Raw genomic sequence first — 25411 nt, 5'->3', positions numbered from 1 at the left:
AGTCCATTGCCGGATTAAAATCCACGACATTTAATGGAGTTCATCGATCAGATATCACCATATCTCACATGTAGAATGAGGTGCGGCCTTGTCCCTGGCCCTCGACGCTCCGCAAGACGCGGCATTGTCCGCCGTCCCCCGGCCTACCCCCCGGCCCGCTGGCGTCCCGCTGATCCGGCGCCTTCTGGCCCGGCTGGGCAATTCCCGCTGGACCGTGCCCCTGGCCCTGATCCTGGCGTGGGAACTGGGGTCGCGGGTGGGTTTGGTGCCCTCCCGTGTGCTGGCTGCCCCCAGCGCCGTGCTGGCCACCTTCTGGACCCTGCTGGCCTCGGGCGAGCTGGTGTCCAACCTGCTGGTGTCGCTGGTCCGCGTGGCCACGGGCCTGGGCATCGGGGTTGCCGTCGGCACGGTGCTGGCCGTCCTGGCGGGCCTGTTCCGCCGGGGGGAGACGCTGGTCGACCCCCTAATGCAGATGCTGCGCACCTTGCCCTTTCTGGCGCTGGTGCCGCTGTTCATCGTGTGGTTCGGCATTGGCGAGGTGCCCAAGGTGGCGCTGATCGCCTTGGGCGCCGCCTTCCCCACCTACCTCACCCTGTTCTCCGGCATCCGCGCCATCGAGGCCAAGCTGGTGGAGGCGGGGCGCAGTTTCGGTCTGTCGCGGCTGGAGCTGATCACCAACGTGGTGCTGCCGGGGGCCACCCCATCCTTCCTGGTCGGCCTGCGCTACGCCCTGGGCCATGCCTGGCTGAGCTTGGTGGTGGCGGAGCAGATCAACGCCTCCGCCGGCCTAGGCTACCTCATCAACAACGCCCGCGACTTCATGCGCACCGACATCATCGTCGTCTGCCTGGGCGTCTATGCCGTGCTGGGCCTGGGCACCGACTTCCTCGTCCGCCTTCTGGAGCGCCGCCTGCTGGCCTGGCGCCCCACCTTCCTGGAGCGCTGAACCATGGCTTCCAACACCGCCCCTCTCACAGCTGCCCCCTTGACTGCCGACAGCTCCACCGCGTCCAGCGACGCCGCGGTTCGCGTGCGTGGCTTCAGCCGCCGCTTCGGCGACGTCACTGTGCTGCGCGACCTGGATCTGGACATCGCCCCGGGTGAGTTCGTGGCCCTGCTGGGCCGCAGCGGCTCGGGCAAGACCACCCTGCTGCGCACCCTGGCCGGCCTGGACGCCGCCCCGGCGGAGCAGGTGTCCACCCCCGGTGCCCGCGCCGTCGTGTTCCAGGAACCGCGCCTGCTGCCGTGGAAGAAGGTGTGGCGCAACATCACCCTGGGCCTGAAGGGCGGCCGCACCCGCCTGCAGGCCACCGCCGCGCTGGAGGAGGTGGGCCTGGGCCATCGCGTCGACGCCTGGCCCGCCACCCTGTCGGGCGGGGAAGCCCAACGCGCCGCCCTGGCCCGCGCCCTGGTGCGTGAGCCGCAACTGCTGCTGCTGGACGAACCCTTCGCCGCCCTGGACGCCCTGACCCGTTTGCGCATGCATCAGCTGGTGCTGTCGCTGTGGCGGGCACACCGTCCGGCCGTGCTGCTGGTCACCCATGACGTGGACGAGGCGATCGCCTTGGCCGACCGCATCCTGGTGCTGGCCGACGGCCGGCTGGCGGTGGAGGAGAAGGTGGCCCTGGCCCGCCCGCGCGAGGCGGGGCCGGAATTCCAGGCCCTGCGCCGCCGCCTGCTGGGTCACCTGGGGGTGGAACAGCCGCTGCCCCGCGATACGGCACCCCTGACCTTCATCCCGCCCGCCGCCGGCTTGCGCCCCGGCTGGAACCGGCCGGCCGCCGTTAATGGTCACGCCGTCAACGGTCACGCTGTCAACGGTCACGGCGGCCATAACGGTGTGCTCAATGGCGGCGCCCATCACAGCGCTCCGCTGGGCGGGGGCCTGTCATGACGGCGGCCCTGCGCCGCGTGGAAGCGGTGGAGGAGGAGCACGTCGACGGCCCGGCCCTGGACGCCGTGCTGGCCGAACTGACCGCCGAGTTCGCCGCCGGTGCCGCCGCGCACGACCGCGACGGCAGCTTCCCCTTCGAAAATTTCAGGAGCCTGCACGCCAGGGGTCTGCTGGGCCTGACGGTGGGGCCCGCCTGGGGCGGTGCCGGCGCCGACCTCGCCACCACGCTGAAGGTGGTGCGGGCGGTGGCCAAGGGCGACCCCGCCACCGCCCTGGTGCTGGTCATGCAGTACCTGTTTCATGCGTCCGTCGATCAGCGCGCCGTGCCCGACGCGCTCTACGACCGGGTGGCGCGGGACGCGGTGGAAAACGGCGCCCTGATCAATGCCCTGCGGGTGGAGCCTGACCTGGGCACGCCGGCGCGCGGCGGCCTGCCGGCCACGGTGGCGCGGCGCACGGCGGACGGCTGGTCCATCAGCGGGCACAAGCTCTATTCCACCGGCATCCCGGCCCTGACCTGGCTGCTGGTCTGGGCCCGCACTGACGAGCCGCAGCCGCGTGTCGGCGGCTTCCTGGTGCACCGCGACAGCCCCGGCATCCGCGTGGTCGAAACCTGGGACCATCTGGGCCTGCGCGCCAGCGGCAGCCACGACGTGATCCTGGAGGATGTGCCCACGCCGCTGGACCATGCGCTGGATCTGCGGGCGCCCGGGGTGGCCGGGCCGCGCGACGCGCTGTTCGGCGCATGGGCCGCCGTGCTGACCGCCGGCATCTATGACGCGGTGGCCGAGGCGGCGCGCGACTGGCTGATCGCCTTCGCCCGCCAGCGGGTGCCCAGCAACCTGGGGGCGGCCCTGTCCACCCTGCCGCGCTTCCAGGAGGCGGTGGGCACCATCGACGGCCTGCTGCTGTCCAACCGCGCCCTGCTGGCCGCCGCCACGCGCGGGGAGACCAGCGCGGTGGAGGCCGGTCTGGTCAAGCATCTGGTGACGGAGAACGCCATCCAGGCGGTGGAGACGGCGGTGCGCCTGACCGGCAACCCAGGCACCACCCGCCACAACCCGCTGGAGCGGCATTACCGCGATGTGCTGTGCGGCCGCATCCATACCCCCCAGGCCGATGTGGTGCTGGTCGGCGCCGGCCGCGCCGCCTTCGCCGCCGCTACCCCCTCCTGAAGCTCCCCCCTCCTGAAAGGGTTCCGCCATGTCCAACACCTTGCAGTTCATCGGCTTCATCGGGTCGCAGGATGGGTCCGAGACCCGGCCCGGCAGCGGCCCCATCATCGACCGCGACTATATCGGTACCGTGGCGCGGGCCCAGGAGTATGCCGGCTTCGACCGCGTGCTGATCGCGCACTCCAGCGCCTCGCCCGATGGCTTCCAGATCGCGGCCTACGCCGTACAGCAGACGGAGCGGCTGAAGATCCTGCTGGCCCACCGCCCAGGCTTCGTGGCGCCCACCCTGGCCGCCCGTCAGCTGGCCTCGCTGGACCATTTCAGCCAGGGCCGCTTGGCCGTGCACATCATCTCCGGCGGGTCGGATGAGGAACAGCAGCGCGACGGCGATTTCCTGAACAAGACGGAACGCTACGCCCGCACCGACGACTATCTGGACGTGGTGCGCAAGGTGTGGACCAGCACGGCGCCCTTCGACCATGACGGCCCCTATTACAAGTCGCGCGGATCGCAATCCTACGTGAAGCCCGTCAACGGCACGCTGCCCATCTATTTCGGCGGATCGTCGGATGAGGCCATCGCCGTGGCCGGGCGCCATGCCGACGTCTACGCCCTGTGGGGCGAGCCGCTGGACGACGTGCGCGAGACCATCGCCAAGGTGCGCGCCGCTGCCGCCCTGCATGGCCGGCAGGACCATGTGCAGTTCAGCCTGTCGCTGCGCCCCATCCTGGGGCGGACGGAGGAGGAGGCCTGGGCCAAGGCCGACCGCATCCTGGAGCAGGCCAAGCAGCTGCGCGCCACCCAGTCGACCTTCCGGCCCGTGCGTGCGGGAGAGCCACAGAATGTGGGTTCGCAGCGCCTGCTGGCGGCGGCAGCCGCCGGCAAGGTGCGGGACAAGCGCCTGTGGACGGAGATCGCCGTCCTGACCGGGGCCCAGGGCAATTCCACCAGCCTGGTGGGCACGCCGGAGCAGGTCACGGAATCGCTGCTGGACTACTATGACCTGGGTGTGCGCACCTTCCTCATCCGGGGTTTCGATCCGCTGGTGGATGCCATCGAGTATGGCCGCGAGCTTATTCCCCTGGTGCGCCAGGCGGTCGCGGCAAGAGAGGCCGGACACGCCACGGCGGTGGCGGCCGAATGAGCCCCATCCGTGTGGCCAGCCAACTGGCCGAGCCCATCAATGCCGAGGTGGCGCGGCGGGTCAGCGCCGCGACGGGGGAGGGGGCGGTCGAACTGACCACCCTGCCCCGGGGGGTGCCGGCCGAGTGGCCGCGCGATGCCGACGTCTTCGTGGCCGCACCCTTCCGCCGCGCCGGCGGCGACCTGCCGGCCCAACCGCCGGGCTGGCCTTTCAACCTGCGCTGGGTGCAGCTGGTTTCCGTCGGCATCGACTTCTATCCCGGTTGGCTGTTCGAGGGGCCGGTGGTGACGGCGGCCAAGCGCACCTCCGCCACGGCTCTGGCCGAGTTCTCGCTGGCCGCCATCTTCGCCGCCGCCAAGCGCTTCCCCGATATCTGGGTCAGCCGGGCGGCCGACTGGCAACCGTCGCCCCTAGGCCTGGTGGAGGGCGCCACCCTGGGCATCGTCGGCTTCGGCGGCATTGGCCAGGCCTTGGCGCCCAAGGCCCTGGCGCTGGGCATGACGGTGCTGGCCACGCGGCGCGGCGCCGGAGATTTGGGCGTGCCCGGCGTGGAGCGGGTGGATGACGTGGCGGCACTGTTCGCCCGCGCCGACCATGTGGTGCTGGCCGCACCCGCGACGGCGGAAACCCACCATCTGGTGAACGCCCGGGTGCTGGCCACCGCCAAGCCCGGCCTGCATCTGGTCAACGTGGCGCGCGGCGCGCTGATCGACGACCAGGCGCTGCTGGCCGCGCTGGCGGAGGGGCCGGTTTCGCTGGCCACCTTGGACGTGACGCATCCGGAACCATTGCCGGATGGCCACCCCTATTACAGCCACCCCCGCGTGCGCCTGTCGCCGCACACCTCCGTCTTCACGCCGGACACTCACGCCAACCTGGCGGCCCAGCTGGCCCACAATCTGATTCGTTTCCGCCGCGGGGAGCCGCTGGAGGATGTGGTCGATCTGTCGCGTGGTTATTAAGGAAAGATCGAACCCATGATGCTGATTTCGCGCCGGTCCGCCTTGCAGGGGCTGGCGGCGGGGGCGCTGGGCCTGGGCGCCCTGAACCTGGCCGCTTGCGGCCGCAAAAAGGACGCGGACCTTGCCGGCGTCACCCTGCGGGCGGCGACATACCGGGGCAATCCGGACTCCTTCTTCGAGCAGGCGGGCGTGGCCGACACGCCCTACACCCTGGAAACGGCCCAGTTCGCCGGCGGCAACCTGATCGCGGAGGCGATCAACGCCCATTCGCTGGACGTGGGCGGCATGAGCGAGATCCCGCCCATCTTCATCGCCGCCGCCAACCCCTTGGTGCGCATCATCGCGGTGTTGCAAGGCGACGTGAACAACCAGGTGGTGCTGGTGCCTAAGGACAGCCCGCTGCAGGCCACGGCGGACCTCAAGGGCAAGCGCGTGGGCTATGTCCGCGCCACCACCTCGCAATACATGCTGCTGAAGATTCTGAAGGAACAGGGGCTGACCTTCGCCGACATCACGCCGGTGGCGCTGTCGCCGCAGGATGGTCTGGCGGCCTTCAACCAGGGCAGCCTGGACGCCTGGGTCATCTATGGCGTGGTGGTGCAACTGGCGCGCGAGGCCGGGGCCCGGGTGCTGACCACTGGCCTGCACCGCCTGTCCGGCAACTATCTGGTGGCCGCATCCAAGGACGCGCTGGCCGACCCGCTTAAGAAGCGTGCCATCGGCGACTACCTGCAGCGCTACGCCAAGACCTTGGCCTGGATCGAGGCCGATTACACCCGCTGGGCCCGCATCCGGGCGCAGCTGACCAGCATTCCCGAGGCCGCCTACATCCAGGAATACCGGGAGCGCAGCGCCGGCTATCGCCTGCTGCCGGTCAGCGACGCGGCCATCGCCTCGCAACAGGACGTGGCCGACACCTTCGCCGCCGCCGGTGTCATCCCCGCCCCGGTGGATGTGCGCCCGCTGTGGGACGACAGCCTGCATGAGGTGCTGGCGAAACTGTAACGGCGTAGAAGAATGCGTTTCGCGGTACGCCGCGATACGCGATGTATCGCGAAACGCGATTTAACTTATTACGTTTCGTAAGCTGGCCAGCTGAGCTGTGGATATCTGCGTGTGCGCTATGAATATGATAAGACACTGATTTAGAAAGATTTTATAGAATGACATTAGCGCTACGTGGCGGGCATTGCGCTACGGTTAGCGATACGAGCAATTCGCGCTGTGTCGCGAGGCGCTACGTTTTGTGATTTTCCAAGATCGCAGAACGCGGTATTTTCCGAGGGCAACCGGGGAGAGCGGCTACTCCCCCCGGCGCCCTTCACCTCCCGATTTTCAGTTCCACGGCCATGCCGAAGAACCGGAAACGGAGATGAAGGAAGAAGGCCCGGATAAGCATCTGGTATCCCTCTTCCTGTGGCGGGGAGGCGGCCGATCCGCCCCCTGACCACAGGGGGAATCTTCCGTCAAAATCTGATCAAGCACCACGGCCTGATAGGAATAAAATGCGTGGGGCCGGAATTTTTTCAGGCCCCATGTCACACGGCCATGACGCCATCTCGTCTTTGGGTCATGCGATGACGCATGATCTGATGGAGATGACGATGAGCACCCATATCCCCCGCCTCAATGACGCGTTCAAGCTGGCGCCCGAGACCATCAAGGGCCTGCTGGCGGCCAGCAACGCCCTCAAGGCCAGCGGGCTGGAGCCGGCGCTGCTGGAACTGGTGAAGATCCGGGCATCGCAGATCAATGGCTGCGCCTTCTGCCTGCACATGCACGTCACCGACGCCCGCAAGATGGGGGAGACGGAGATGCGCCTGCATCTGCTGAACGCCTGGCGGGATTCCTCCCTGTACACCGATCGTGAGCGCGCGGCGCTGGCCTGGACGGAGGCGTTGACCCGCGTGGCCGACACCGGCGCGCCGGACGAGGATTACGCCCTGGTGCAGGCCAACTTCACCGAGGCGGAGCAGGTGCAGCTGTCGCTGGCCATCGGCATCATCAACCTGTGGAACCGCCTGCAGGTAGGCTTCCGCGCCGCCCATCCGCCGGTGGCCCACATCCAGGGGGCGGCCGCCTGATGAACGCAGGGGACGCCACCGCGATCTTTCAGACGCATCGGCCCCGGCTGGTGCGTCTGGCCTACCGCATGCTGGGCTCCTTGGCGGAAGCCGAGGACGTGGTGCAGGACGCCTACCTGCGCTGGCGGCAGGCAGACCACGCCATGGTGGACGTCCCCGCCGCCTTCCTGTCGCGCATCGTCACCCGCCTGTGCCTGGACACGCTGAAGTCGGCCCGGGTGCGGCGGGAGACGTATGTCGGCGCCTGGCTGCCGGAGCCTCTGGCCGGCAGTGATGAGGAAGCGGAGGAGGATGACCTGACCCTGACGCTGATGATGGCGCTGGAGCGGCTGTCGCCCCTGGAACGGGCGGCCTTCCTGCTGCATGACGTGTTCGGCGTGGCATTGGACGAGGTGGCGGGCACCCTGCACCGCGATGCCGCTGCCGTGCGCCAGCTGGCCGTGCGCGCCCGCCGCCATGTGCAGGAGGCGCGCCCCCGCTATCCCGTGGCGCCGGAGGAGGGGGAGCGCATCGCCCAGGCCTTCTATGCCGCATCCCATCTGGGTGACGTGGACACCCTGCGGGGCCTGCTGGCGCAGGACGTGGTGCTGCGGGCCGACGGCGGCGGCAAGGTGCACGCCTTCCGCAACCCCATCGTGGGGGTGGAGCGTATGGTTCGCCTGTTCGCCAGCCTGCACGCCAAGGGGGAGTTCCAGTCGACCGCCTTCATCCGGCCCATGCGCATTGACGGCCTGCCGGGCTATGTCAGTGTGGAGCGGGGCACGATGCTGCAGACCACCGCCTTCGAGATTGAGGACGGCCGCATCACCGCCATCTACATCACCCGCAATCCCGACAAGCTGGTCCGGATCGCGCAGGCGCTGGGGCTGGCCGGCGCGACCCCTTAAAGGGCGAAGCCGCGGCATGGTGGGAACTGTGAAGGTTTGCATTTGACCTGCCCTGCGCTTGCGTCGTGGTCGCTTTCATTGCATCCTCCCGTCGCAAATCTAGGGGAGTTTTGCGCCATGACTCATCGTATCCTGATCGTCGGCCAGGATCCCGACACCGTGGACTTCACGGCACCGGGGATCATCCCGGGCATGACGGCTGACAAGGTTCGCGCGGGCGTGACCGCGTCCAAGCAGTCGCTGGAGGGCCAGGGCTACAGTTGCGACAACCTGTATGTTCAGCCCGCCCCCGCCGTGGCCGAGACGGAAGTTGCCGCCGCCTTGTCCCGCGCGACCTATGACGTGGTGGTGATCGGTGCCGGCATCCGCAACCCGCCGGCCAACCTCATCCTGCTGGAAACCGTCCTGAACACCATCCACCGCGTGGCCCCACACTCCCGTATCGCCTTCAACACGCGGCCAGATGACACCGACGCGGCGGCGGTAAGGTGGCTCGGGCGATAGGGCCCATCCGGCTCCAAGGGGGCGGCCGCATAGTCGGCAAGACCCAGTCCAATGCTCAATAAGTGTGCTATTGCCAAAATTCACAGTCATTTGACGGCCAATCACTAATCACATAAGCAAATCTCGTTTTTATGGAACTGTGAAATACGCGAAACGAATGCTTCCCCATTCGTTTCGCGGAGCACTCTTCCATGGTTCGCCGGGCCTCGTTTTCCCCCGTTGCCGTTTCCTCGTTGCTGCTGGGGACTGCCCTGTGCGCGCTGACGGCATCCGCGTCAGCTCAGACGGTCCCGGCGCCGGTGGCCGAGGTGGCGCCGGACCTGGACGCCAGCGGCGGCGGCATCGCCGACATCGTGGTCACGGCGGAAAAGCGCCAGACCCGGTTGCAGGAAACGCCCATTGCGCTGTCGGCCTACACCGGCGATGCCATCGCCGACCAGCACATCAGCACGGTGCGCGACCTGGCGGGCCTGGTGCCCGGCCTGACGGTGCCGCGCGGCGGCATCACACCCACGACGCAGCTGTTCTTCCTGCGCGGGATCGGTGAGACCGACCCCATCTTCGACCCCGCCATCGCCCAGTATGTGGACGACGTCTACATCCCGCGCTCCATCGCCGCTTCGCCCCTGCTGGCAGAGCTGGAGCGGGTGGAGGTCTTGCGCGGGCCGCAGGGCACGCTCTACGGCCGCAACACCAGCGCCGGCGCCATCCGCTACATCACCCGCGACCCGAATGACGAGGTGCGGCTGTCGGTGGACGCCGGGGTCGGCACCTGGGGCGCGTTCGAGACGCACGGCTACGTCTCCGGCCCTCTGATCGCCAACAAGCTGTACGCCAGCCTGGCCTACGGGCATGAGCAGCACGACGGCTATACCCGCGACCCCACCATCAGCAAGGACGTGAACGACCTGAACGTGGACAGCGCCCGCGCCAAGCTGAAGCTGCAGGCCACGGACGACCTGGACATCCAACTGACCCTGGATGCCAAGCGCGACCGCTCCACCACCGCCTATTACACGCCCAGGAACCAGCCGGGCGGTGGCTTCGACCCGTCGCTGTCGTTCGCGGAACCGCAGCCGCAGAACAACTCCAACTCCGGCGGGGCGGCCCTACGCATCACCCAGGCGCTGGGCGACAAGCTGACCCTGAAGTCCGTGACCGCCTACCGCCTGTTCGGCCAGGCGCCCGTCGCCTACGACAACGACGGTGAGGCGGCGGTGAAGCAGGTGAACTACATCCGCTATTACGAGAATGAGCTGACGCAGGAATTCCAGGCCAACGGCAGTTGGGGTCCGCTGGACTTCACCAGCGGCCTGTTCTACCTGCACGAAAATTTCTCCAGCGACCGCAACGGTTTCAGCTATCCCAGCCTGGCCAACCCGCCGCAGGACCAGGTGGGCAACACCAAGACTGACAGCTACGCAGCCTACGGCCAGGGTGACTACCATGTCACCGACAAGCTGACCGGCACGGTAGGCCTGCGCTACACCATCGAAAGCCGCGACTTCACCTATCGGCAGTTTGACGACACGCCGGACGGCACGCGCATCACCGATGCCGCCGGCAACCCCATCGTGCCGGCCACGGCCACCAACAAGGCCGGCGCCTTCCAGGCCAAGTCGGACGCGACCTGGTACTCGCTGACGCCCAAGTTCGGCGTGTCCTACCAATGGACGCCGGACGTGCTGACCTATGCCAGTTATTCCAAGGGCTTTAAGGCCGGCGGCTTCGACAATCGCGCCAGCGCCCTGATCAACGCCCAGCTGCCCTATCAGCCGGAAAAGGTCGAGACCTATGAGGTGGGTGTGAAAAGCCAGTGGTGGGAACGGCGGGTGTTGGTGAACCTCGCGCTCTACTACAACGATTACACCAACCTGCAGGCGACGGCGACGGACCCGGCCACCTTGCGCTCCCGCCGTCTGAACGCGGCCTCCGCCCATACCGAGGGCTTTGAGCTGGAAACCACCTTCCAGCCCTTCGACGGGCTGCGCTGGGACAATTCTGCCAGCTACACCCTGGCGCTGTACGACCAGTTCCCGAACTACGCCGGCATCGGTACCAGCGCCACCGGCAACCGCTTGCCTTACGCCCCGCGCTGGACCTTCCGCACGGCCCCCACCTATACCCTGCCGCTGGCGGTGCCGGGCCAGGCGCAGGTGGGTGTGGACGCCCAGTACCAGACGCTGTCCTACGCCGACGTCGCCAATTCCTGGCAGGTGGCCATCCCCGCGCAGTGGAACGTCAACCTGTTCGCCAAATACACGACGGAGGACGAACGCTGGACCTTCTCCGCCACCGTGCGCAACCTGGCCGACCGCCGCCTGCCCCAGGGCGGCAGCTACTCCGCCTCCGCCGCCGGCACGGTCTGGTACTACGTTGAAAGCCCGCCGCGTACCGTGTTCTTCAAGGTGGGGTATAAGCTGTGAGGCAGCCTTCTTGGGAGCATCGTTGTGTGGTATGTATCATGGTATAGACTCCCGTCGGAGGCATGCCATGAGTGATGTCGCCAAGCTTTTCATCAACGGCCGCAGCCAAGCGGTGCGCCTGCCGGCGGCCTATCGTTTCGACGCCAAGGAAGTTTACATCCGCAAGGATCCGGAAACAGGAGACGTCATCCTTTCCCGTAAGCCGACGGACTGGTCGGGCTTCTTCGCTGCCCTTGAGGGAGTGGATGTTCCCGCGGATTTCCTGAGCCAGGAGGAGCGGGACCAGGGTTCCCACGAGCGTGATCCGTTCGCCGGATGGGAAGAATGACCCGTTATCTGTTGGACACCAATACGGTTAGCCATCTGGTTCGCCGCCACCCTGGCGTATCGCAGCGTGTCACGACCATGCCCATGTCGGCTTTGGCCGTCTCCGCCATCACGGAGGGTGAGCTGTTGTTCGGTCTTGCCCGCCGACCCGAGGCTGTGCGCCTTAGCGCGGCGGTCCGGGAGTTGCTGTTAAGGGTGGATGTCTTGCCCTGGGATAGCCGTGTGGCGGAAGTCTATGGTGCCTTACGGTCGCACATGGCTGGATCTGGCCGATCACTGGCCCCGTTGGACATGCTCATTGCCGCCCACGCGCGGGCGGTTGATGCAGTGCTGGTGACAAACGATCGGGCTTTCCGACAGGTTCCGAACTTGGCGATTGAAGACTGGGTAAAGTAGCCGTCTCGAGATGAAGGGGCTCTCGCCTGACCACCGGGCCTCAAGCCCACCTTCAGGAAAACTCGATTTCCCCGGCCCTGGTCCAGCCCCTAGGGTTGCTGTCCACCCACCCATTGATGTCACCAGGCGGAGGACGAGATGAGCGAGACCACCAACCCCGAGGCGCCGGCGCGGCTGCGCGCCTTCATCGGCCGGCTGGACACCCTGGTGGACCAGCGTCTGCCCGAGGGCGCGCTGCTGGACCAGGCGCGGGACGCGCTGGCGGACCTGGTGGCCCAGGACGACTGGCTGCCGGCCGCGTATGCCGAGCCTGACCCGGTGCGCTATCGTCAGTTTCTGCTCTATGCCGATCCCGATGGGCGCTATTCAATCGTCAGCTTCGTCTGGGGGCCGGGGCAGGAGACGCCGGTGCATGACCATACCGTCTGGGGCCTGGTGGGCGTCCTGCGGGGGGCTGAGTATTCCCAGCGCTTCGTCGTGGGGTCGCGCGATGAGCTGGTGGCCATCGGCCCCAAACAGCGCTTGGAGACGGGGGAGGTGGAAACGCTGTCGCCGCAGGCGGGCGACATCCACCGCGTCACCAACGCCCACCTGGACCGCACCTCCGTCAGCATCCACGTCTATGGCGCCGATATCGGCCAGGTGCGGCGCTGGGTCTACCCGGCGGAGGGACCGCGTAAGCCCTTCATCTCCGGCTACAGCAACGCCGGCGCCACCCCCGCCTTCGCCGTCAGCCGCACGCCGGCCCTGGAGCACGCCTGATGTCCTTCGCCCCCTCCGCAGCCGCCACCGTCTCCCCCGCGGACGTCCGCCTCCACCTGATCGCCCGGCGCGAACTGGCCCTGCTGGACGTGCGGGAGGAGGATCCCTACGCTCAGGCCCATCCGCTGTTCGCCGCCAACCTGCCCCTGTCGCGCCTGGAGCTGGAGGTGCTGGACCGCGTGCCCCGGCGCGACACCGCCATCGTGCTGTACGACGCGGGTGAAGGTTTGGCGGAGCGGGCGGCGGTCACGCTGGTGGCCTTGGGTTACACCAATGTCCGCTTGCTGGCCGGTGGCCTGGAAGGCTGGCGCGCCGCCGGCTATGAGATCTTCCGCGACGTCAACGTGCCGTCCAAATCCTTTGGTGAGCTGGTGGAGACGGAGGCGCACACGCCCTCTCTCAGCGCCCCCCAGGTCAAAGGCCTGCTGGATGAGCAGGCGGACGTGGTGGTGCTAGACAGCCGGCGGTTCGAGGAATACCGCACCATGAGCATCCCCACCGGCACCAGCGTGCCGGGGGCGGAGCTGGTGCTGCGTGCCCGCACCCTGGCACCCGACCCCAGCACCACCATCATCGTCAATTGCGCCGGCCGCACCCGCAGCCTGATCGGCGCCCAGTCGCTGCGCAACGCCGGGGTGCCCAACCCCGTCTACGCCCTGCGCAACGGCACCATAGGCTGGACCCTGGCCGGATTCACCCTGGAGCACGGGCAGGAACGCCGCTTCGGCGCGGTGGACAGCGCGGCTCAGGAAGCGGCCCGGACAGCCGCCCGCGCCGTGGCCTATCGCGCCGGTGTGCGCCGCCTGCCTTATGCCCAGCTGGAAGCGCTGGAGGAGCCGGGGCGTACCCTCTACCGCCTGGACGTCCGCACGCCGGACGAGTACCAGGCCGGGCATCTGCCGGGCTTCCGGGGCGCGCCGGGCGGCCAGCTGGTGCAGGAGACGGACCATTCCGCCCCGGTGCGTGGCGCCCGCATCGTGCTGTTCGACACCCTGTCGGTGCGCGCGGACATGAGCGCGTCCTGGCTGGCCCAGATGGGCTGGGAGGTGCTGGTGCTGGACGACGTTCCCACGTCCACCCTGACCGCCACGGGGCCGTGGGCGCCCACCCTGCCGCCGGTGCCGACTGTGGAGGCCATACCGCCCGCCCATCTGGCGCGGCTGCTGGCCGAAGGTGGCGTCACTCTGCTGGATGTGGGGCCCAGCCCGGCCTATCGCCGGGGCCGCGTTCCCGGCGCCCGGTTCATCATCCGCGCCCGGCTGGCGGCGGACCTGCCGGCGGTGGCGCGCGAGGGCACCGTCGTCGTCACTTCACCCGACGGCGTCGCCGCCCGCTTCGCCGCAGCGGACATCGAGGCGTTGACGGGCCGGCCGGCGCTGGTGCTGGACGGGGGCACGGCCGCATGGACGGCCGCCGGCCTGCAGCTGGAAGCCGGGGAGGGGGCCTATCTGTCCGCCCCAGACGATGTGTACCGCCGGCCCTATGAGGGCACCGATAACGCGGTGGAGGCGATGCAGGCCTATCTGGATTGGGAGTACGGCCTGGTCGGGCAATTGCGCCGCGACGGCACCCACGGCTTCTTCGTCATCCCGCCGTCGCGCGAGGCCCACGACACTCCTGAATCGCTATCGCCGCATTTGGCTGATGAAGGGCATGGGCGCTGAAGGGGGGGCTGGCGTCCCCTTTCAGCCGCCCGTCTCAGGCGATCGAGACGACGATCTTGCCCTTGGCGCTGCGGTCGGTGATGGCGGTGTGGGCCTCGGCAACGCTGTCCAGGGTGTAGGTGCGCGGGTCCAGGCGGGGCAGCAGTTTTCCGGCCTCGACCAGGGTGGTGACCTGCGCCAGGATTTCGCCATGGTGGGCGCGGTCCACGCCGGTCAGCAGCGGCGCCAGGGTGAAGACGCCGGAATAGGTCGCCCCCTTGAAGGATAGGGGTGCCAGGGCATGGCTGCCCCAGCCCAGCGCGCTGACCACATGGCCGAAGCGGGCCACCGCCTGGAAGGACGCGTCCAGCACCGCGCCGCCGTTGGTGTCGTACACCAGTTCGAAGCCTTTGCCGCCCGTCAGGCGGCCCACGTAATCCGCCACCGTTTCGGCCGCGTAATCGATGGGAGTGGCGCCCAGGCCGCGCACATACCCGGCGTCCTCGGCGCTGGCCGTGGCATAGACCTTGGCGCCCAGGGCGCGACCGATCTGCACCGCCATGTGGCCAACACCGCCGGCGCCGCCCTGGACCAGCAGGGTCTGTCGGGGCCGCACCTTGGCGCGGTCCATCAGCCCTTCCCAGGCCGTGATGGCCACCAGCGGCAGGGCGGCCGCCTCGCGCATCGTCAGGTTGGCGGGCTTCAGCGCCAGCAAGTCGGCATCGACCGCGGCGTACTGGGCGAGGGAGCCCTGGAGCCCGCCCACGCCGCCGGTCATGCCGTAAACCTCGTCACCCGGGCGGAAGGTGGTGACGCCGGGGTCCACCGCCTCGACCACGCCGGCCAGGTCCAGGCCCAGGATGGCCGGCAGGGGATGGCGGGCATGGGCGGCGGCGCCAGCACGGATCTTGGTGTCCAGCGGATTGACCCCGCTGGCCTGGATGCGGACCAGCACCTGGCCGGCGGCCGGCTGGGGGCGGGCGATATCGGTGATGCGGAAGGGGCCGTTCTGCGTCTCGACGATCGCGGCCTTCATGGTAGGGATCATGGTGTTCTGCTCCGGTTCGAGGGGCGCCCTCATCGGCGCCCACAAACCTTGCGCCCAACCACAATGCATGGAAATCTTAAGAACTGTACGAATACCATGCGATTTTGTTTGGGTGAGCTTATGCGCGTCCTGGAATGGAGTGACCTGCCCATCTTCCTGGCCATCGCGCGGGAAGGCACCTTGGGCGCCGCCGCCCGCAAGCTGGGCCAGACGCAGCCGACCATGGGCCGGCGCCTGCGCGCGCTGGAGGAGGCGGTGGGCGCTGCCCTGTTCCAGCGCACCAGCGACGGCTTCGTCCTGACCGATGAGGGACAGGCCATGCTGGGCCCGGCCCTGCGCATGGAGGAGGAGGCGCTGGCCCTGCAGCGCCATCTGGCCGGCAGTGTCGGCGGGCTGGAGGGCATGTTGCGCGTCTCCTGCTCCGACTGGTTCGGGGTGACGATGCTCTCCCCCGTGCTGGCGGAATTCGCCGGCATGCATCCGGCCGTGGTAGTGGAAGTGCTGACCGACCCGCGCCTCTACAGCCTGCCCCGGCGGGAGGCGGATTTGGTCATGCGCATCCGGCCGTTTGACGAGCCGGAGGTCATCGCCCGCCGGCTGGTGACCATCCCCTATGGCCTCTATGCCAAGCCCGGTCTGTGGACCCCGGTGGCGGGCGATGGCGCCGGTTGCCGGCTGGTGTTGATGGACACGGCCTTCGGCGGCATGCCCGACGTGGGCTGGGCCACCCGCCTGCTGCCCAAGGCCGCCGTGGTATCGCGCAGCAACAGCCGCGAGGTCCAGGCCCGCCTGTGCGCCCTCGGGGCAGGCCTGGCCGTACTGCCCCGTCCGCTGGGCGACAGCACGCCCGGCATCGCCCTAGTCGATCTGGGCGAGGCGCCGCCCAGCCGCGACACCTGGATCGGCTATCACCGCGACCTGCGGCGCCTGCCCCGCCTGCGGGCGCTGGTCGACCTGATCCTGCAGCGCCTGGCCAATTGACCCTCTGCTAATTGACCCTCTAGGGCAGGGCGCTCCAGCCCTGCCAGCCGATGGAGAGGCCGACCAGGATGATCAGCGCGCCGGAGGCGTAGGGCGCCCGGCGGGCCAGCATGGCGAAGGCGGGGCCCCAGTGCCCCGAGGGATCCCGAGGGATATGGCAAGGCCCTGGCTGGTTGCGGGGAACACCCGCCCGGCCTGGGAGTTGACGCGAGCGAGCCCAGCCTCCCCAAGCCCTATAGATGCCGATCCAGGGGGGCCAGTCCAGGGACGGGCGACGCGTCAACCCAGGCGAAGGAGTGTGCGATGCGGATCCAGGAAATCATGTCCACCAACGTGAAGCTGGCGACGCCGGACCAGAAGCTGCGCGAGGCCGCGCGGCTGATGTCCGAATGCGACATCGGCGCCATCCCCGTTGGCCAGGGTGATCGCCTGGTCGGTATGATCACCGATCGCGACATCACTATCCGCGGCGTCGCCGAGGGGCGCGGCCCCGACGCCACGGTGGGTGAGGTCATGACCCCCCAGGTGTGCTACTGCTATGAGGACGAGGATGTGGAGCAGGTGTGCCACAACATGGTGAACGTGCAGATGCGCCGCCTGCCCGTCCTGAACCGGGAAAAGCGCCTGGTCGGCATTGTCGCCCTGGGCGATCTGGCGGTGCGCGCCAGCGCCACCGCCGGCCGGGCCTTGAGCGGCATCTCCCAGCGGGACTGACGCCATGGATCGCGACCTGGCCGGGCTCGCGGCCAGTGCCGCCGACTGCCGCCGGTGCGACCTTTACCGTGACGCCACCCAGGTGGTGTTCGGCGAAGGGCCGGTGGATGCCCGCCTGGTGCTGGTGGGCGAACAACCCGGCGATCAAGAGGACAAGGCCGGCCGTCCCTTCGTCGGCCCGGCGGGGCGTATATTGGACGATGCGCTGGCGGCGGCCGGCCTGCAGCGGGACGATCTTTTTGTCACCAACGCCGTCAAGCACTTCAAGCATGAGATGCGCGGCAAGCGCCGCATGCATCAGCGCCCCAACCAAGGGGAGGTGGAGGCCTGCCGCTGGTGGCTGGACCGGGAGCTGGCGCTGGTCCAACCCGCCGTCATCGTGGCCTTGGGCGCCACCGCAGCCCGGTCGCTGATGGGCCTTACCGTCGCCCTGGTCCGTGAAGGCGGCAAGCCCCTGGCCTGGGCCGACGGCCGGCCCGGCATCGCGACATACCATCCCTCCGCCGTGCTGCGGGCCCGGGATGATGCCGCCCGTGCCCGCACCTATGACGCCCTGGTGGCCGCCCTGCGGCAGGCGCGGGACATGGCGGGAGCTGGCTACAGTAAAGATATAATGCTACAGTAAAGATATAATAAAGACGGGAATTTAAGCGGAACTCGAGCTTATCTATATTCAAAAAAATGGAAAATCAGAGAAAAGATCTGGAACCACAACGGTGGTGGCGATCTTTAACAGGCATCCAGCGCATGAGCGGCGTTGGACGCCTCGGGGCCGGTGAAGCGGCTTCGGGGCCTAATTTCCGAAGCAGAATGGAGTGATCCTATGGCTTCCAATACGTCGAACCGCGGCTTCGCGTCCATGGACGACGACAAGCAGCGCGAGATCGCCGCCAAGGGCGGCTCCAGTGTTCCGGACGAGAAGCGCAGCTTCTCCCAGGATCATGAGCTGGCCGCCGAGGCCGGCCGCAAGGGTGGCCAAGCCTCCGGCGGCAATTTCGCCCATGATCGGGAACGCGCCTCCGAGGCGGGCCGCAAGGGCGGCCAGCACTAAGGCGCTGTCATGACCCGGGCGGCGGTGGCGCCGCCGTGGCCCGGGGCAAGTTTCGGAGTGTTCGTTAGAAGGGGGCTGGGCCTGAGGGTCCGGCCCCCAGCCTTATGGAAGAGGCATTCCAGGCGCGCGTGGCGCGATTCCGTAGTGAATACAATATATAATGCAACTACAAGCGAAGCTATGGCTTAACTATACTTTGAAGGACATATATTTTTAAATAAAGACCGGAACCCGGAAGGATATCCCCTCTTATATGCGGGCGCCATGAAGAAGAAGCGTTCGGGCAATAGGCGAGACCGGGCGCAGCGCATCGCTGACATAAGATGAGGATGTCATGACCAAGGACAGCAACACCCGCGGCCGCGGCTTCGCTTCCATGGATGAGGGTAAGCAGCGGGATATCGCCAGCAAGGGTGGCTCCAGCGTGCCGAATGAAAAGCGCAGTTTCTCCCAGGACTCCGGTTTGGCCGCGGCCGCCGGCCGCAAGGGGGGGCGGAACGTTCCTGACGAAAAGCGTAGCTTTTCCCAAAACCGTGGCCTGGCGGCCGAAGCGGGCCGCAAGGGCGGCCAAGCGTCCGGCGGAAACTTCGCCAATGACCCCGCACGCGCGGCCGAGGCGGGGCGCAAGGGTGGCGCCAGCCACGCCCATCGCTGACGGAAGCTGAGCGGCGGATGGATATCGGCCACGCCGGCGGATCTGCCGTCGGCGTGGCCGACAGTCCCTCTGGAACCCCGCGCCCCGCCGCGCGGTTCACTTTCCCCGAGCCGATTGGCCGAACGGTAGGAGCATATCCATGGACGATGCCATCCCCCCACAGCAGCAGAACCACCAGCCTGGCCATGAGCGTGAGATGACGCCCGCCCCGGATTATGCCCCGCGCTTTCCCGGCGCCGGCCGGCTGGCGGACAAGGTGGCGCTCATCACCGGCGGTGACAGCGGCATTGGACGCGCCGTGGCCGTCCTCATGGCCCGTGAGGGGGCCGACGTCGCCATCGTCTACCTGGATGAGCATGAGGATGCGGCCGACACCGTGACGCTGATCGAGGCCGAGGGCAGGCGTGGCCTGGCCATCGCCGGCGACGTGGGGTCGGAATCCTTCTGCAGGGAGGCGGTGGACAAGGTGGTGGCCACCTTCGGCAAGCTGGACGTCCTGGTCAACAACGCCGCCGAGCAGCACACTACCGATGGGCTGGGCGACCTGACGGCGGAGCAGTTGGAACGGACCTTCCGCACCAATGTCTTCGGCTACTTCTTCATGTCCAAGATGGCGCTGCAACACATGCAGCGCGGCGGCGCCATCGTCAACACCACCTCCGTCACCGCCTACAAGGGCAGCCCCCATCTGCTGGACTATTCGGCCACCCGTGGCGCCGTGCTGGCCTTCACCCGATCCCTGTCGCAGTTGCTGGTCGAGGCGGGCATCCGCGTCAACGCCGTGGCGCCGGGACCCATCTGGACGCCCCTGATCCCGGCCTCCTTCGACGCGGACAAGGTGGCGGAGCATGGCAAGAACACGCCCATGGGCCGTCCCGGCCAGCCGAACGAGGTCGCCTCCTGCCACGTCTTCCTGGCCAGCGAGGAGGCTTCCTACATGACGGGGCAGGTCATGCACCCCAACGGCGGCACGGTCGTGAACTCCTGAACCAGGGGGAGGGATCATGCCGGAGAGGGGTTGATCGCCCACCGACTTATGGGGGGGTGCAGTCTTCCTGCCCACCCTCCGGTCCGATGGCCCGCTGCAGCATCACGGTGTCGGTCCATTTGTCGAAGCGGAAGGCCACCGCCGCCAGATAGCCGACCTGGCGGAAGCCGCAGGCCTCATGCAATCGCAAGGAAGCGGCGTTGGAGCTGTCGACATAACCAATCATCTGGCGGAAGCCGGCGGCGGCGCATTCCTGGATCAGGGCGGGCAGCAGCGCCCGGCCGATGCCGCGATGCAGGCGATCGGGATGAATGTAGATCGAATGCTTGACCGTGAACCGATAGGCGGGGCGCTTGCGGAACAGCACGGCGTAGGCATAGCCGAGCACGACGCCGTCGATGGTGGCGACCAGGTGGGGCAGCTTGTGCTTGCGCATGTTCTTGCGCCGCGCCTTCAGGTCCTCGATGTCGAACGGTGTCGGCACGAAGGTGCCGAGGTTGCCCACGCTATGCCCGATGTGATGCCGGTAGATGTCGAGCATGGCCGGCACGTCCTCGTCGTTGGAGTGGCGCAGCACGATGGGCGACGGCAGCGTCCCTGGCACGGGCGAGGCCAAGTCCTGGCTGGCGCCAGGATCCTGGTTCATGCCGGGAACAGGCATGGAAGAGTCGGTCATGGCGGACATTCCGGCACGCTCATTCCTGCATCACATAGGTATAGAAGCGCATCGAGCCATCGGGCTCAATCTTGCGATAGAGGCCCTGCACCTCGTTCTCGAAGCCAGGGAACAGGTTGGCGCTCTGCTCGAACATCTTGAGATAGTCCAGCATGGGCTTGGCCCGCGCGCCCAGGCGTTCACCCGGGACGATGGTGGCGATGCCCGGCGGATAGACCAGGAACAGGGTGGTGGCGATGCGGCCGTCGATCTCGCTCAGGGGCAGGTAGTCGACCTTGTTGCGCACCAGGCAGCGCGCCGCCTCATGGGGGGGCACCACCATTTCCGGCAGGTGTTCGGGCGCGAACTGCTTCTGCTGCAGCGCGCTGACGTTGATCTCGCGATAGTAGGCGTGCATCTGGGCGCACAGGTCGCGCAGGCGCACGCCCCGGTACCGCTGCGGCCAGCGGGTGACGAAGCGGGGCATGACGTCGTCCAGCAGGGCGTTGTCGTCATGCAGGCGCTTGAACGCCGCCAACGCGCTCAGCAGCGTGCCGGCCTTGCTGGACTCCACGCCGGGCGTCAGCAGGAACAGCAGGGAGTTGAGGTCGTTCTTCTCCGGCACGACGCGGTTCTCGCGCAGGTATTGGGCCACCACCGGGGCCGGGATGCCATGGTCGGTGTAGGTGCCCGTCCGCCGGTCGAACCCCGGGGTCAGGATGATCAGCTTGTTGGGGTCGGTCATGGCCAGCCCCTCGGTCACATGGCTGAAGCCGTGCCAGCTTTCGCCGGGCGAGAAGGACCAGTACCGGGCGTTGGTGGCCAGTTCGTCGGTGCTCAGGCTTTCCCAAGCCACCTCGTGAGCCGTATCCTCAGGGCCGGAGCCCGGGGGCGAGACGACGTCGGGAATGAAGGGCTCGAAGAACCAGCGGCGGGCCGGATCGGTTTCCTTCTGTTCGTACTCGCGGCGCAGGGCCCGCAGCTTCTTGCGCAGTTCGATACCCAGGCGGACCGTGTCGTCCCACAGGATGGTGCCGGACCGCCCCTTCATCATCTGCGCGCCGACATCCAGCGAGGCGAACAGGGGATAGAAGGGGGAGGTGGAGGCGTGCTGCAGGAAGCTCTCGTTGAACCGGCGATGCTCCACCCGGCGCTTCTGGCCCTTGATATGGCGGTCGCGGACATGGATCTGCGAGGCCTGGGAGAAGCTGGCCAATTGCTTGTGCGTCGACTGCGTGGCGATGATGCCGGGCGCATCCTCACCCAGATCCTTCAGGCCCATGGCGAAGCGTCCGGCATAGAGCGGGTGAAACTTCATGAAGCCGGCCCAGGCCTCGTCGAACAGGATGTATTCGCAAAGGTGGCCGATCTGCTTGAGGATCATCTCCGCGCTATAGATCGTGCCGTCGTAGGTGCACTGTTCGATGACCGCGACGCGGAAGGGGCGCGGCTTCTTCCATGCCTCCGGATCGGTCACGTGGGGGTTCAGCCGGATTTTTTCCCGGATGGCCGCTTCATCCAGCGCCTGGCTCTGGATGGGCCCGATCATGCCGTAGCAGTTGCGGTCCGTTTCCAGATAGATGGGAATGCCGCCGCTGATCAGCAGGGCGCCGTGGTGGGCGGCCTTGTGGTTGTTGCGGTCGAACAGGACCAGGTCACCCTCCGCCACCAGCGCGCCCAGCACCACCTTGTTGGAGGAGGAGGTGCCGTTCAGCACGAAATAGGTCTTCTCCGCCCCGAAGATGGCGGCCGCCTCCTTCTGGGCCTTGAGGGCCGGGCCCTCGTGCGTCAGCAGATCGCCCAGCTCGATGACCGAATTGTCCAGGTCGTCGCGGAACACCGCCTCGCCCAGATGCTCCACGAAAATCTGCCCGATGGGGCTGCGGCTATAGAAGATGCCGCCATTGTGTCCCGGGCAGGTCCACAGCTGGTTGCCTTCCTCGGCGTAATCCACCAGGGCGCCGAAGAAGGGCGTCTTCAGGGTGTCGGCATATTTCTTGAGACGGCTGATCAGGTTGCGGGCGATGAACTCCGGCGTTTCTTCCGACAGGAAGATGTAGCCGTCGATGAAGTCCAGCACCTCAACCGGGATGTCCTCCAGGCGCTTGCGACGGACCAGGATGACGATGGGCATGTCCAGGCCGCGGCGGCGCATCAGGTTGATCAGGGCCGCCGTCTTGCCCTCCAGCCCACGCTTGCCCCAATCCACCACCATGCAGCCGATGGCGGCATCGGTCTGGACGGCGATCTCCGCGTCCTCGACCCGCCGCGCCTTGACCACCTCAATGCCGTCGTCCTCGATGGCCGCGATGATTTTCTGAAGCCGCATGCCTTCCAGGTCATCGGCGTCGAAGCCGGGGGCGCAAAGAAGAACAGTGAAACGCTTAAAGAAATCCATTGCCAATCCATCCTTTGTTCAAAGCGCGCTGTCGGATCATTTAATGACAATTACGTGACGGTCCCGCCCCCTACCTTTGGACCGCGCCGCAGTATTATCTTAAGTCACAGCGTTTCGCTTAATACAAACGCTACCGCATGACGATCAGGATCAAAACCATCCGCTCTGGCGAGAGGGTGTTTGCCGCGTCCGCCAAGTCGGCCATCTCGGGCTTTGTCACCAAACTGCAAACGCTTCCAGGTAACCGTTTGGGAACCAGGAGGACGACACATGACCGAACACGACAAGACCGAGACCCGCAGTTGGCTGGACATCGAGCTCGAAGACGACATGGATGAGGAACTCGAGCAGGCCGTTGACGATGTGCGCATCCCGCCCGACCTGCGCGCCCTGATGGAAAGGCATCAGAAGAGCACCCTGGACCGCCACACCTATTTCCGCGAGTTGCTGCGCCTGCAGAGCGAACTGGTGAAGCTGCAGGACTGGGTGCGCTTCAAGGGCCTCAAGATGGTGATCCTGTTCGAAGGCCGCGATAGCGCCGGGAAGGGGGGCGCCATCAAGCGCATCACCCAGCGTGTCAATCCGCGCAGCTGCCGGGTGGTGGCGCTGCCGGCGCCATCGGACCGCGAGAAGACCCAATGGTACTTCCAACGGTACGTCCCGCACCTGCCGGCCGCCGGCGAGATCGTGCTGTTCGATCGCAGCTGGTACAACCGCGCCGGTGTGGAGCGCGTCATGGGCTTCGCCACCGATACCGAGGTCGAGGACTTCTTCCGCGACGTGCCGGAGTTCGAGCGCATGCTGGTGCGCTCCGGCATCATCCTGGTGAAGTACTGGTTCTCCATCACCGATGAGGAACAGCAGTTGCGCTTCCTCATGCGCATCCACGACCCCATCAAGCAATGGAAGCTGTCGCCCATGGACCTGCAGTCCCGCGTGCGGTGGGAGCAGTACACCATGGCCAAGGAGGACATGTTCGCGCGTACCAGCATTCCCGAGGCGCCGTGGCACATCGTGGAAGGCAATGACAAGAAACGTGCCCGGCTCAACCTCATCTCGCATCTTCTGTCGGTCGTCCCTTATGAGGAGGTGCCGCATGAGCCCGTGACGCTGCCCGACCGCGTGTTCAACCCCAACTACGAGCGGCACACCCTGCCGGCCGAGCTATACGTGCCTGAGCGCTACTGACCCCATGGGGGGACGGATGCCCCTCGCCGGATGCCGACACCTTCGGATCGCGGCGCAAGCACTGACCGGCCTGCGGCCTGGACTCAAATGTAACGGGCGGATACCGGCGGGTGTCCGCCCGAGTTTTTTTTGGAGGGCCGTCAATCCGGCCAGCCATTCAGCAGCTCCTCGGTGGTCAGGGTGATGACCTGCTGGGCGAAGCGGGTGCGGTACAGGGTCAGCACGGCGTCATGGGACGTGTCTACGGAACTGCAGACGGCATCGGTCACCACGCAGACGGGATAGCCCAGGTCGATGGCGTCAAGCACCGTGGCCAGCACGCAAACGTCGGTCTCGCATCCCGTGACAACCAAGCCGTCGGCCCCGCGCTGCCGCAGCAGGGACGCAAGCCTGCTGCGGATGAAAGCGGAATAGACCGGCTTGTCCACCACGGCGGCCGGCGGGCATAGCCGGGCCAGGGGCGCCAGCAACTCCAGGGCGTCAGGAGGCAGATGGTCGCGGGTGGCATGGCGCCAGCGTTCGTAATAGGGACGCCAGGTCCCGGGCATGGTCTCCGGCGTTCGTGGCGGGATGAAGCGGGTGAAAACGGTACGCGTGGGAAAGTGTTCGGCGATGGTGGCCACCATCGGCAGGATGCGGGGCAGCCAGGGGGTAGGCCAGGGACCGGAGGGGCGTTCCGGCGAGAACAGCCGCTGCATGTCCAGGCAGAGGTGCACGGTGGCTGGCGTCGGCATCCAATTCATGGCGGCGCTTTTAGATCACGTTGGCGGCAGGTGGCGTAGGCGCAGGTGGCGTAGGCCTTGAACCATTTACGTTTCCCCTGAACTCGGCAGGCCGCCAATTGTTCACCGACGCGATCGGTTGAGGACGACCAGGCTGAAGCGGCCCTGGCCGGGACGCGACTCTTGGCGCCGGAAGATCTGAGTCGCCGGTGACGGCCCGACTGCAACCGGCAGAATATAAACTAAAGGTTATAACGAATGGCTTTCGCCAGGTTCCGGGAGCCGAGGCCGTTTGGTGCATTAGGATAGCTTGTCCAGTCGACCGGTATGGCTGTCGGACTGCGGCGCGCCCTTGGCTGTCAGAGGCAACGTTTAAAAAGTGGTAAAGACTTCGCGCAGATGGTCGCTGCACATCGCGCTATTTTCTCAAAATTCGCTATTGCGTACGCAAGGGTTACCGCCGAGTGGTTGGACTTCACCCACAATTTTATAAGTTGTTACTAAATGTGATGAAATTGGGTGCGGGAAAATGGTTAAGCAACATTAACCAATAGGATTCTTCACCTTCCCCGATAGTTTAAGCCTCTGAAGATGCAATTGACATGAATTGCCCAGCTATCCCAAAAGTTGGTGGCGCGCCTGTCCCGTTTGGATAGGTCTGGAACTTGGGGGCACGGGGCTCCGGATTCCGGCGCGGAAGAAGGGTTGGGGTGGCAAGAAACGGATTTGGGTGTCGGGCGATGTTCCCCGGCGGTACCCCAAAGCCGCCATTTTTGTCTCTCAGCCCGGCGATGGTGCAAACCAGTG

The 25411-nt window shown here is 66.9% G+C and carries 25 protein-coding genes; 21 read left to right on the top strand and 4 right to left on the bottom strand.

What is annotated here, in order from left to right:
* The first annotated feature begins 88 nt into the window (after window positions 1-88).
* The 14 genes from Y958_RS18775 (at window position 89) to Y958_RS18710 (ending at window position 14225) form a co-directional block, all read left to right on the top strand.
* On the top strand, window positions 89-946 hold the full coding sequence (locus Y958_RS18775; protein ID WP_244909454.1) for an ABC transporter permease: 858 nt from the start codon (window positions 89-91) through the stop codon (window positions 944-946).
* 3 nt (window positions 947-949) lie between these two features.
* Window positions 950-1894, top strand: coding sequence for an ABC transporter ATP-binding protein (locus Y958_RS18770; protein ID WP_088873474.1), 945 nt, complete (start codon window positions 950-952; stop codon window positions 1892-1894).
* Entirely contained in the window at window positions 1891-3069 is a 1179-nt protein-coding gene (locus Y958_RS18765; RefSeq protein WP_088873473.1) for an acyl-CoA dehydrogenase family protein, read from the top strand. The genes Y958_RS18770 and Y958_RS18765 overlap by 4 nt, the downstream gene beginning before the upstream one ends.
* Before the next feature lie 28 nt (window positions 3070-3097).
* A complete protein-coding gene (locus Y958_RS18760) occupies window positions 3098-4213 on the top strand; it encodes an LLM class flavin-dependent oxidoreductase (RefSeq protein WP_088873472.1) in 1116 nt (371 codons plus the stop codon).
* The gene (locus Y958_RS18755; RefSeq protein ID WP_088873471.1) at window positions 4210-5175 is read left to right on the top strand and encodes a D-isomer specific 2-hydroxyacid dehydrogenase family protein; all 966 of its coding nucleotides are present in this window, start codon (window positions 4210-4212) and stop codon (window positions 5173-5175) included. Before Y958_RS18760 ends, Y958_RS18755 begins: the two co-directional genes overlap by 4 nt.
* A 15-nt stretch (window positions 5176-5190) precedes the next feature.
* A complete protein-coding gene (locus Y958_RS18750) occupies window positions 5191-6180 on the top strand; it encodes an ABC transporter substrate-binding protein (protein WP_088873470.1) in 990 nt (329 codons plus the stop codon).
* A 599-nt stretch (window positions 6181-6779) separates the two neighbouring features.
* Window positions 6780-7259, top strand: coding sequence for a carboxymuconolactone decarboxylase family protein (locus tag Y958_RS18745; protein WP_211098614.1), 480 nt, complete (start codon window positions 6780-6782; stop codon window positions 7257-7259).
* Window positions 7259-8146: a sigma-70 family RNA polymerase sigma factor gene (locus Y958_RS18740; protein WP_088873469.1), complete on the top strand. Its 888-nt coding sequence runs from the start codon at window positions 7259-7261 to the stop codon at window positions 8144-8146. Before Y958_RS18745 ends, Y958_RS18740 begins: the two co-directional genes overlap by 1 nt.
* Window positions 8147-8263: 117 nt before the next feature.
* A complete protein-coding gene (locus tag Y958_RS18735) occupies window positions 8264-8650 on the top strand; it encodes a hypothetical protein (protein WP_088873468.1) in 387 nt (128 codons plus the stop codon).
* Between the two features lie 191 nt (window positions 8651-8841).
* The gene (locus tag Y958_RS18730) at window positions 8842-11076 is read left to right on the top strand and encodes a TonB-dependent receptor (RefSeq protein ID WP_088873467.1); all 2235 of its coding nucleotides are present in this window, start codon (window positions 8842-8844) and stop codon (window positions 11074-11076) included.
* 67 nt (window positions 11077-11143) lie between these two features.
* Window positions 11144-11404: an antitoxin gene (locus Y958_RS18725; RefSeq protein ID WP_088873466.1), complete on the top strand. Its 261-nt coding sequence runs from the start codon at window positions 11144-11146 to the stop codon at window positions 11402-11404.
* Complete coding sequence (locus tag Y958_RS18720; protein ID WP_088873465.1) at window positions 11401-11799, top strand: type II toxin-antitoxin system VapC family toxin; 399 nt, start codon at window positions 11401-11403, stop codon at window positions 11797-11799. Before Y958_RS18725 ends, Y958_RS18720 begins: the two co-directional genes overlap by 4 nt.
* Before the next feature lie 138 nt (window positions 11800-11937).
* Window positions 11938-12561 (top strand): cysteine dioxygenase family protein, encoded by a 624-nt coding sequence (locus Y958_RS18715; RefSeq protein WP_088873464.1) that lies wholly within the window; start codon window positions 11938-11940, stop codon window positions 12559-12561.
* Window positions 12561-14225 (top strand): rhodanese-like domain-containing protein, encoded by a 1665-nt coding sequence (locus Y958_RS18710; protein WP_088873463.1) that lies wholly within the window; start codon window positions 12561-12563, stop codon window positions 14223-14225. The genes Y958_RS18715 and Y958_RS18710 overlap by 1 nt, the downstream gene beginning before the upstream one ends.
* 34 nt (window positions 14226-14259) lie before the next feature.
* On the opposite strand, the gene Y958_RS18705 is transcribed toward Y958_RS18710, so the two are convergent.
* Entirely contained in the window at window positions 14260-15252 is a 993-nt protein-coding gene (locus Y958_RS18705) for a zinc-dependent alcohol dehydrogenase family protein (RefSeq protein ID WP_088873462.1), read from the bottom strand.
* 120 nt (window positions 15253-15372) lie between these two features.
* Between Y958_RS18705 and Y958_RS18700 the strand changes: the two genes are divergently transcribed.
* The 6 genes from Y958_RS18700 (at window position 15373) to Y958_RS18675 (ending at window position 19641) form a co-directional block, all read left to right on the top strand.
* Entirely contained in the window at window positions 15373-16233 is an 861-nt protein-coding gene (locus tag Y958_RS18700) for a LysR family transcriptional regulator (RefSeq protein WP_244909453.1), read from the top strand.
* A 303-nt stretch (window positions 16234-16536) separates the two neighbouring features.
* Window positions 16537-16947: a CBS domain-containing protein gene (locus Y958_RS18695; protein WP_088873461.1), complete on the top strand. Its 411-nt coding sequence runs from the start codon at window positions 16537-16539 to the stop codon at window positions 16945-16947.
* Between the two features lie 4 nt (window positions 16948-16951).
* Entirely contained in the window at window positions 16952-17572 is a 621-nt protein-coding gene (locus tag Y958_RS18690) for a UdgX family uracil-DNA binding protein (protein WP_088873460.1), read from the top strand.
* A gap of 198 nt (window positions 17573-17770) precedes the next feature.
* The gene (locus Y958_RS18685; protein WP_040845803.1) at window positions 17771-17998 is read left to right on the top strand and encodes a con-10 family general stress protein; all 228 of its coding nucleotides are present in this window, start codon (window positions 17771-17773) and stop codon (window positions 17996-17998) included.
* Between the two features lie 334 nt (window positions 17999-18332).
* Window positions 18333-18653 (top strand): con-10 family general stress protein, encoded by a 321-nt coding sequence (locus tag Y958_RS18680; RefSeq protein ID WP_088873459.1) that lies wholly within the window; start codon window positions 18333-18335, stop codon window positions 18651-18653.
* A 139-nt stretch (window positions 18654-18792) separates the two neighbouring features.
* Window positions 18793-19641: an SDR family oxidoreductase gene (locus Y958_RS18675; protein ID WP_088873458.1), complete on the top strand. Its 849-nt coding sequence runs from the start codon at window positions 18793-18795 to the stop codon at window positions 19639-19641.
* Between the two features lie 46 nt (window positions 19642-19687).
* On the opposite strand, the gene Y958_RS18670 is transcribed toward Y958_RS18675, so the two are convergent.
* Window positions 19688-20317: a GNAT family N-acetyltransferase gene (locus Y958_RS18670; protein ID WP_186291341.1), complete on the bottom strand. Its 630-nt coding sequence runs from the start codon at window positions 20315-20317 to the stop codon at window positions 19688-19690.
* Window positions 20318-20336: 19 nt separating this feature from the next.
* The gene (locus Y958_RS18665) at window positions 20337-22625 is read right to left on the bottom strand and encodes an Orn/Lys/Arg family decarboxylase (protein ID WP_338039373.1); all 2289 of its coding nucleotides are present in this window, start codon (window positions 22623-22625) and stop codon (window positions 20337-20339) included.
* Between the two features lie 339 nt (window positions 22626-22964).
* Between Y958_RS18665 and ppk2 the strand changes: the two genes are divergently transcribed.
* Window positions 22965-23882, top strand: coding sequence for a polyphosphate kinase 2 (gene ppk2, locus Y958_RS18660; protein ID WP_088873456.1), 918 nt, complete (start codon window positions 22965-22967; stop codon window positions 23880-23882).
* A gap of 140 nt (window positions 23883-24022) precedes the next feature.
* Here ppk2 and Y958_RS18655 read toward each other — a convergent pair whose 3' ends face one another.
* On the bottom strand, window positions 24023-24616 hold the full coding sequence (locus Y958_RS18655) for a cysteine hydrolase family protein (RefSeq protein ID WP_211098612.1): 594 nt from the start codon (window positions 24614-24616) through the stop codon (window positions 24023-24025).
* Window positions 24617-25411: the final 795 nt, after the last annotated feature.

The sequence above is a fragment of the Nitrospirillum viridazoti CBAmc genome, from assembly GCF_000730165.1.
GTDB lineage: Bacteria > Pseudomonadota > Alphaproteobacteria > Azospirillales > Azospirillaceae > Nitrospirillum > Nitrospirillum viridazoti.
The sequence above is the reverse complement of the archived record's forward strand: the minus strand, read 5'-3'. Positions and strand labels throughout refer to the sequence as shown.

What these genes read in the sequence shown, in the direction of transcription:
- Y958_RS18770 (WP_088873474.1), top strand. Translation starts at nt 950, where the DNA reads ATGGCTTCCAACACCGCCCCTCTCACAGCTGCCCCCTTGACTGCCGAC.
- Y958_RS18765 (WP_088873473.1), top strand. Translation starts at nt 1,891, where the DNA reads ATGACGGCGGCCCTGCGCCGCGTGGAAGCGGTGGAGGAGGAGCACGTC.
- Y958_RS18760 (WP_088873472.1), top strand. Translation starts at nt 3,098, where the DNA reads ATGTCCAACACCTTGCAGTTCATCGGCTTCATCGGGTCGCAGGATGGG.
- Y958_RS18755 (WP_088873471.1), top strand. Translation starts at nt 4,210, where the DNA reads ATGAGCCCCATCCGTGTGGCCAGCCAACTGGCCGAGCCCATCAATGCC.
- Y958_RS18750 (WP_088873470.1), top strand. Translation starts at nt 5,191, where the DNA reads ATGATGCTGATTTCGCGCCGGTCCGCCTTGCAGGGGCTGGCGGCGGGG.
- Y958_RS18745 (WP_211098614.1), top strand. Translation starts at nt 6,780, where the DNA reads ATGAGCACCCATATCCCCCGCCTCAATGACGCGTTCAAGCTGGCGCCC.
- Y958_RS18740 (WP_088873469.1), top strand. Translation starts at nt 7,259, where the DNA reads ATGAACGCAGGGGACGCCACCGCGATCTTTCAGACGCATCGGCCCCGG.
- Y958_RS18735 (WP_088873468.1), top strand. Translation starts at nt 8,264, where the DNA reads ATGACTCATCGTATCCTGATCGTCGGCCAGGATCCCGACACCGTGGAC.
- Y958_RS18730 (WP_088873467.1), top strand. Translation starts at nt 8,842, where the DNA reads ATGGTTCGCCGGGCCTCGTTTTCCCCCGTTGCCGTTTCCTCGTTGCTG.
- Y958_RS18725 (WP_088873466.1), top strand. Translation starts at nt 11,144, where the DNA reads ATGAGTGATGTCGCCAAGCTTTTCATCAACGGCCGCAGCCAAGCGGTG.
- Y958_RS18720 (WP_088873465.1), top strand. Translation starts at nt 11,401, where the DNA reads ATGACCCGTTATCTGTTGGACACCAATACGGTTAGCCATCTGGTTCGC.
- Y958_RS18715 (WP_088873464.1), top strand. Translation starts at nt 11,938, where the DNA reads ATGAGCGAGACCACCAACCCCGAGGCGCCGGCGCGGCTGCGCGCCTTC.
- Y958_RS18710 (WP_088873463.1), top strand. Translation starts at nt 12,561, where the DNA reads ATGTCCTTCGCCCCCTCCGCAGCCGCCACCGTCTCCCCCGCGGACGTC.
- Y958_RS18705 (WP_088873462.1), bottom strand. Translation starts at nt 15,252, where the DNA reads ATGATCCCTACCATGAAGGCCGCGATCGTCGAGACGCAGAACGGCCCC.
- Y958_RS18700 (WP_244909453.1), top strand. Translation starts at nt 15,373, where the DNA reads ATGCGCGTCCTGGAATGGAGTGACCTGCCCATCTTCCTGGCCATCGCG.
- Y958_RS18695 (WP_088873461.1), top strand. Translation starts at nt 16,537, where the DNA reads ATGCGGATCCAGGAAATCATGTCCACCAACGTGAAGCTGGCGACGCCG.
- Y958_RS18690 (WP_088873460.1), top strand. Translation starts at nt 16,952, where the DNA reads ATGGATCGCGACCTGGCCGGGCTCGCGGCCAGTGCCGCCGACTGCCGC.
- Y958_RS18685 (WP_040845803.1), top strand. Translation starts at nt 17,771, where the DNA reads ATGGCTTCCAATACGTCGAACCGCGGCTTCGCGTCCATGGACGACGAC.
- Y958_RS18680 (WP_088873459.1), top strand. Translation starts at nt 18,333, where the DNA reads ATGACCAAGGACAGCAACACCCGCGGCCGCGGCTTCGCTTCCATGGAT.
- Y958_RS18675 (WP_088873458.1), top strand. Translation starts at nt 18,793, where the DNA reads ATGGACGATGCCATCCCCCCACAGCAGCAGAACCACCAGCCTGGCCAT.
- Y958_RS18670 (WP_186291341.1), bottom strand. Translation starts at nt 20,317, where the DNA reads ATGACCGACTCTTCCATGCCTGTTCCCGGCATGAACCAGGATCCTGGC.
- Y958_RS18665 (WP_338039373.1), bottom strand. Translation starts at nt 22,625, where the DNA reads ATGCGGCTTCAGAAAATCATCGCGGCCATCGAGGACGACGGCATTGAG.
- ppk2 (WP_088873456.1), top strand. Translation starts at nt 22,965, where the DNA reads ATGACCGAACACGACAAGACCGAGACCCGCAGTTGGCTGGACATCGAG.
- Y958_RS18655 (WP_211098612.1), bottom strand. Translation starts at nt 24,616, where the DNA reads ATGCCGACGCCAGCCACCGTGCACCTCTGCCTGGACATGCAGCGGCTG.